This is a genomic window from Nocardia cerradoensis NBRC 101014 (assembly GCF_000308535.1).
Taxonomy (GTDB): domain Bacteria; phylum Actinomycetota; class Actinomycetes; order Mycobacteriales; family Mycobacteriaceae; genus Nocardia; species Nocardia cerradoensis.
Window position 1 is genome coordinate 1 of sequence record NZ_BAFW01000127.1, and the last position, 5,917, is coordinate 5,917.

The window sequence follows — 5,917 nt, forward strand, 5'->3', positions numbered from 1 at the left end:
GCCGATGTCGAGGCGGTGGCGGCCTGGCACGAATCGCTGGGCGCCCGGCGCGCGCACCGCGGCGCACAGTGGCTGGTGATGACCGATCCGGTGGGCGGGGTGTACTGCCTGACCGAACGAGACCCGTTGACCGGCAAGGTGTTTCGGCGCAGCCCGAGCTGAACGGATCCGCTGCGGGCGCGACCCGGGGGCCGTTCCCCGGACCGGTTGCGGCGAGCCGGCGTGGATCGGCGCATCCTGGAAGGGACTGGTGCACCGACGACACGCTCGGCCCCGGCGACCCCGCGGCCCCGGGCAGAGGAGGGCAGATGACCGGCCAGCAGCCGCACACGGACGGCCCGCGCACTGTCGCCCAGAAGTTGATCGAGTCCCATCTGGTGTCGGGCCGGATGCGCCCGGGGGAGGAGATCGCCCTGCGCATCGACCAGACGCTCACCCAGGACGCCACCGGCACCCTGGTGATGCAGGAACTCGAGGCGCTCGGGCTCGACCGGGTGCGCACCGAACTCAGCGCACAGTACGTCGACCACAATCTGTTGCAGACCGACGACAAGAACGCCCAGGACCACGAATTCCTGCTGTCGGCCTGCCGCCGCTACGGGCTGTGGTTCTCCAAACCGGGCAACGGGGTCTCGCACCCGACCCATATGCAGCGTTTCGGCAGACCCGGCGTGACGATGGTCGGCTCGGATTCGCATACGCCGGCCGGCGGCTCGCTGGGCATGCTCGCGATCGGCGTCGGCGGTCTCGAGGTGGCGCTCGCCATGGCCGGTGAGCCGCTCTACATCACCATGCCGCAGATCTGGGGCGTCGAACTGACCGGCGAACTGCCGCCCTGGTGTTCGGCCAAGGATGTGATCCTGGAGATGTTGCGCCGCCACGGCGTCAAGGGCGGCGTGAACCGGATCGTCGAGTATCACGGTCCCGGCCTGGCGGGACTCACGGCGATGGATCGGCACGTGATCGCCAATATGGGCGCCGAACTCGGCGCCACCACCACGGTCTTTCCGGCCGACGACGCGGTGCGCGAATTCCTGCGCGCCGAGGATCGTGCCGCCGACTTCACCGAACTGCGGGCCGACGAGGGCGCGAGCTACGACCTCGACGAGCACATCGACCTGTCGGCGATCGAGCCGCTGATCGCCCGGCCCTCCTCACCCGGGGACGTGGTTCCGGTGCGAGAGGTCGCCGGGGAACCGGTCGCGCAGGTGGTGATCGGGTCGTCGGCCAACCCCGGGCTGCGGGATTTCGCGATGGCCGCCGCCATCGTCTCCGGCCGGCAGACCCACAGCGACGTCAGCTTCGATGTCAATCCGTCCTCGCGGGAGATCTTCGAGGATCTGACCAGAATGGGCGCCACGTTCGAACTGATCCGCGCCGGGGCGCGCATCCACCAGTCCGGATGTATGGGCTGTATCGGCATGGGGCAGGCGCCGGCCGTCGGCCGCAATTCGCTGCGCACCATGCCGCGCAATTTCCCGGGGCGCTCGGGCACCGACGAGGACTCGGTGTGGTTGTGTTCGCCCGAGACCGCCGCCGCGTCCGCGCTGACCGCGACGATCACCGATCCGCGCGACCTGGCCGACGAACTGGGCCTCGACTATCCGGTGCTGGAACTGCCCGCCCACGCCTCGGTCAACACCGCGATGCTGGTGGCGCCGCTGCCGGAAGCGGAGGCGCGCACCGTGGAATTGGTGAAGGGCCCCAACATCTCCGCGCTGCCGGATTTCGATCCGCTGCCGGATGTGATCGAGGCCCCGGTCCTGCTCGTGGTCGGCGACAACATCTCCACCGACGACATCTCCCCGGCCGGAGCGCGGGCACTGCCGTACCGCTCGAATATCCCGAAACTCGCCGAATTCGCTTTCACCCGTATCGATCCGGACTATCCGCGGCACGCGGCCGAGATCTCCGGCACCACCGGACATGTCGTCGTGGGTGGCGACAATTACGGGCAGGGCTCCTCGCGCGAACATGCCGCGATCGCGCCGCGATATCTGGGGTTGCGGGCGGTGATCGCGAAATCGTATGCGCGCATCCACTGGCAGAATCTGGCCAATTTCGGCATCGTCGCCCTGGAATTCGCCGACCCCGCCGATTACGACCGCATCGGGGTGGGTGACGTGCTGCGCATCGAGGGCCTGCGGGCGGCCCTCACCGCCGGTTCCGTGGTCACCGCCCACGACGTCACGGCGAACGTGGATATCCCACTGCGCCAACGGCTTTCGGAGCGTCAGGTGGAAACGGTACTGGCCGGCGGCATCATTCCGCGGCTCGCGGCGGCGCAGGCGGCGCGCGAGATGTCGGCTCGCTGAGCGTTCTACTCGATGAGCTTTTCGCTCTTCAACCAGTCGTAGGCGACGTCGGCGGGATCCTCGCCGTCGATGTCGACGCGGCCGTTGAGTTCCTGCATCAGATCGTTGGTCAGCCGCTCGGAAATCGTGCCCAGCAGCGGACGCAACTGCGGATAGCGGTCCAGGATCTCCCCGCGCACGACCGCGGCGCCGCTGTAGGGCAGGAAGAACTTCTTGTCGTCGTCGAGCACGACGAGATTCAAATTCTTCACCCGGCCGTCGGTGGTGTAGATCATGCCGAAATTGCACGGCGCGCTCTTGGCCGTCGCGGTGTAGACGACGCCGGCGTCCATCCGGGTGACGTTGCCGGTGGGCACGCCGTTCGGATCGTTGTAGGGAATCCCGTATTTCTGCAGCATCGGAATGAAACCGTCGGCGCGGCTGAAGAATTCGTCGTCGACGCAGAACGTGCGGTCGCGCACCGGCAACGCCGCCACATCCGACAGCGACTTCACCCCGAGCCGTTGGGCGGTCGGCGTCGACACACCGAAGGCATAGGTGTCGTTGAAATTCGCCGGCGGCAGCCACTCCAGGTTGTGCTCACGCTTCTCGATATCGTGCACGCGCTGCCAGAGTTCCTGCGGGTCGGAGATCGTCTCGGTTTCGTTGTGGTAGTTGACCCAGCCGGTACCGGTGTACTCCCACAGGATGTCGGCGTCACCGTTGAGCTGGGCCTGCCGCGACGACGCCGAACCCGGCGCGCCGGTCAGATCGGTGACCTTCGCGCCGGCCGCGGCCAGATAGGTGGCGGTGATCTTGCCCAGCAGCACGCCCTCGGTGAAACTCTTCGACGTCACCACGAGTTTCGCGCCGTCGAGCGGTCGCTGCCCGCCGGGCAGGCTCGCATCGTGGAAGGTGCCCGACGAGCTGACCAGCCCGCATCCGCCGATCATCGACACCACGAGGGCGACCGCGCACAGTGCCAGGGCCCGCACCGACCTCATGACACACCTCGCGGAGTCGCGGCCAGTTCGACGAGTCTGCCCAGCCAGTCGATGATCAACGCCAGCAGTCCGACCAGAATCGCCCCGGACACGAGCAGTTTCGGCAGGAACAGGGTGACGCCCGTCGTGATCAGCGTGCCGAGGCTGGTGGCGCCGATGAAGGTGCTCAGGGTCGCGGTACCGACCAGGATCACCAGGGCGGTGCGCACCCCGTTGAGGATCACCGGCACCGCGAGCGGCAACTCCACTCGTACCAGGGTGCGGGCGGCGGAGAACCCGATCCCGCGCGAGGCCTCGATGGTGCGCTGATCCACCTGCCGCAGGCCGATGATGGTGTTCTGCAGGATCGGCAGAATCGCGTACACCACCAGACCGACGACCGCCGTACGGAATCCGGTGCCCAGCCAGAAGGTGAACAACACCAGCAGCCCGACCGCCGGCGCCGCCTGGCCGATATTGGCGATGTTGACCGCGATCGGCTCCAGGCGTTTGAGCGCGGGCCGGGTCAGCGCGATACCCAGCGGAATCGCGACGACGACCACGATCACCGTGGCGACCACGGTCAGCTTGATATGCGACCAGATCGTGGTCTGCAGGTTGGACCAGGCCAGCGAGGCCTGTTCGGTCGGGGTGAACGTCGTCGACCGGTACCAGACGATGTAGCCGATGCCGATGACGAGGATGATCAACGGCTCGAACCAGACGTCCATCGGCAGCTGCCGCAGGCGGGTCATGACTGCCCGGCCGATTCGTGCTCGTCGTCGTCGGCGGCGACCACCGGGGTGGGCGCGGGATCGGTTCCGTCGACGTAGGTCTCGTAGGAGGTGTCGTGTTCCTCGGAGCGCACGTCGGCGAGTGCGGCCTGGATGGTCTCGGTCACCGCGCCGATGCCGATCGAGCCGACGACCGCACCGCGCCCGTCGGTCACCAGGGCCGCGCCCTGACTGGCCGCCAGCATCGCGTCGAGGGCGTCGTTGAGCGTCGAGGAGCGCGCGACGACCGGTAACCGCCGATCGAGGTAGTCCGAGACCTCCGGTTTGCTCGCCAGTTCGGTGAGCGAGGGCCACGACCGCGGCCGCCCGGCGGCGTCGACGACCACCACCCAGGTCTGGCCGGCGGCCCGCGCGCGCTGGATCACCGCCTGCGACGGCTCTCCGATGCGCGCGGTGACCACGTCGTCCCACTCCACGTCGCGCACCCGCTGCACGGTCAGATAGGCGAGTTTGGCGCCGGAGCCGACGAATTCCTCCACGAAGGGTGTGGCCGGCGCGGTGAGGATCTCCTCGGGCCGCGCGTACTGTTCGACGTGGCCGCCCTCGGACAGGATCAGTACCTTGTCACCGAGTTTGGTGGCCTCCTCGAAATCGTGTGTGACCACGACGATCGTCTTGCCTAGTTCGTGCTGAATCCCGATGAGGCTGTCCTGCAGGCGAACTCGGGTGATCGGGTCGACGGCGCCGAACGGCTCGTCCATCAGCAGCACCGGGGGATCGGCGGCCAGCGCCCGCGCGACTCCGACGCGCTGCTGCTGGCCGCCGGACATGTCCTTGGGCAGCCGGTCGGCGAAGATCCCGGGATCCAGACCGACGAGTTCGAGCAGGTATTCGGTGCGTTCGGCGATCCGCTTCTTGTCCCAGCCGAGCACTCGCGGGATCGCGCCCACGTTCTTGCGCACCGACCAGTGCGGGAACAGGCCGCCGGATTGGATGACGTACCCGATCGACTGCCGGAGTTTGTCCGGGTCCTCGCGGGTGACATCGCGCCCGCCGATGAAGATGCGGCCCTCGGTCGGCTCGATCAGCCGGTTGATCATCTTGAGCGTCGTCGTCTTCCCGCATCCGGAGGGGCCGACGAAGGCGACGATCTGTCCCGCCTCGATCTCGAGGTCGAGGCGGGCAACGGCCGGCTTGTCCTGGCCCTTGTATCTCTTGACGACCGAGTCGAGGACGATGGACGCCCCGGTGACATTGCGTTCCGGCGTCGCCGGTCCGGGCCGGTCGGTCACAGCGTCGGTCATGAGAGTCCTTCGGCGATGGTGAGGCGGCCCAGCAGAACGAGTAGCGCGTCGAATACCAGCGCCACGATGACGATGAGGATGGTGCCCGTGGCCGCGGTCTCCAGCGCGTTCGCGCCGCCCAGACGCGAGAGGCCGTTGAAGATCAGCGATCCCAGGCCGGGCCCGAGAACGTAGGCGACGATGGCGGCGACACCGACGATCATCTGTGTGGAGACCCGGATACCGGTCAGGATCACCGGCCATGCGATCGGCAGCTCCACGGTGAGCAGGATGCGGGTGCGAGAGAAACCGATGCCGCGTGCCGATTCCACCACCGAGGCCGGTACCGAGCGCAACCCGACGATCGCGTTGCCGATCACCGGCAGCGCGGCGAAGAACGCGAGCATGATGAACGACGGGACCACACCCAGCCCGAACGGGACCAGCAGCAGGGCCAGCAGCGCCAGCGACGGAATGGTCAGCGCGACCCGGCTCGAGGTGAGCGAGAGCTGCGACAGCAGCGGCAGCCGGTAGACCGCCATCGCGATGAGCACGGCGACGATCGTGCCGACCAGAACCGTCTGAAACGCCAGTGACGCATGCTGATAGGTGAGGAAGGCCAG

Annotated in this window: 6 protein-coding genes; 2 read left to right on the plus strand and 4 right to left on the minus strand. The window is 67.8% G+C overall.

The genetic code is table 11. From position 1 onward, the window contains the following. Window positions 1-15 precede the first annotated feature (15 nt). Both ON23_RS39790 and ON23_RS13265 read left to right on the plus strand, forming a co-directional pair. Entirely contained in the window at window positions 16-162 is a 147-nt protein-coding gene (locus ON23_RS39790) for a hypothetical protein (RefSeq protein ID WP_373282188.1), read from the plus strand. 146 nt (window positions 163-308) lie between these two features. Further along, complete coding sequence (locus ON23_RS13265) at window positions 309-2,315, plus strand: aconitate hydratase (RefSeq protein WP_039778466.1); 2,007 nt, start codon at window positions 309-311, stop codon at window positions 2,313-2,315. Window positions 2,316-2,320: 5 nt separating this feature from the next. Here ON23_RS13265 and ON23_RS13270 read toward each other — a convergent pair whose 3' ends face one another. The 4 genes from ON23_RS13270 to ON23_RS13285 all read right to left on the minus strand — a co-directional run. Continuing rightward, the gene (locus tag ON23_RS13270) at window positions 2,321-3,298 is read right to left on the minus strand and encodes a glycine betaine ABC transporter substrate-binding protein (protein WP_039778467.1); all 978 of its coding nucleotides are present in this window, start codon (window positions 3,296-3,298) and stop codon (window positions 2,321-2,323) included. Then, entirely contained in the window at window positions 3,295-4,032 is a 738-nt protein-coding gene (locus ON23_RS13275) for an ABC transporter permease (protein WP_039778468.1), read from the minus strand. Before ON23_RS13275 ends, ON23_RS13270 begins: the two co-directional genes overlap by 4 nt. After that, window positions 4,029-5,315 (minus strand): ATP-binding cassette domain-containing protein, encoded by a 1,287-nt coding sequence (locus ON23_RS13280; protein WP_039778470.1) that lies wholly within the window; start codon window positions 5,313-5,315, stop codon window positions 4,029-4,031. The genes ON23_RS13275 and ON23_RS13280 overlap by 4 nt, the downstream gene beginning before the upstream one ends. Continuing rightward, window positions 5,312-5,917: ABC transporter permease (locus ON23_RS13285; protein ID WP_039778471.1), on the minus strand; the 606-nt coding region annotated here is incomplete at its 5' end. The genes ON23_RS13285 and ON23_RS13280, both read right to left, overlap by 4 nt.

Bases quoted from the DNA above. Each gene is read 5' to 3' on its own strand.
- ON23_RS13265 (WP_039778466.1), top strand. From the start codon at position 309: ATGACCGGCCAGCAGCCGCACACGGACGGCCCGCGCACTGTCGCCCAG.
- ON23_RS13280 (WP_039778470.1), bottom strand. From the start codon at position 5,315: ATGACCGACGCTGTGACCGACCGGCCCGGACCGGCGACGCCGGAACGC.
- ON23_RS13270 (WP_039778467.1), bottom strand. From the start codon at position 3,298: ATGAGGTCGGTGCGGGCCCTGGCACTGTGCGCGGTCGCCCTCGTGGTG.
- ON23_RS13275 (WP_039778468.1), bottom strand. From the start codon at position 4,032: ATGACCCGCCTGCGGCAGCTGCCGATGGACGTCTGGTTCGAGCCGTTG.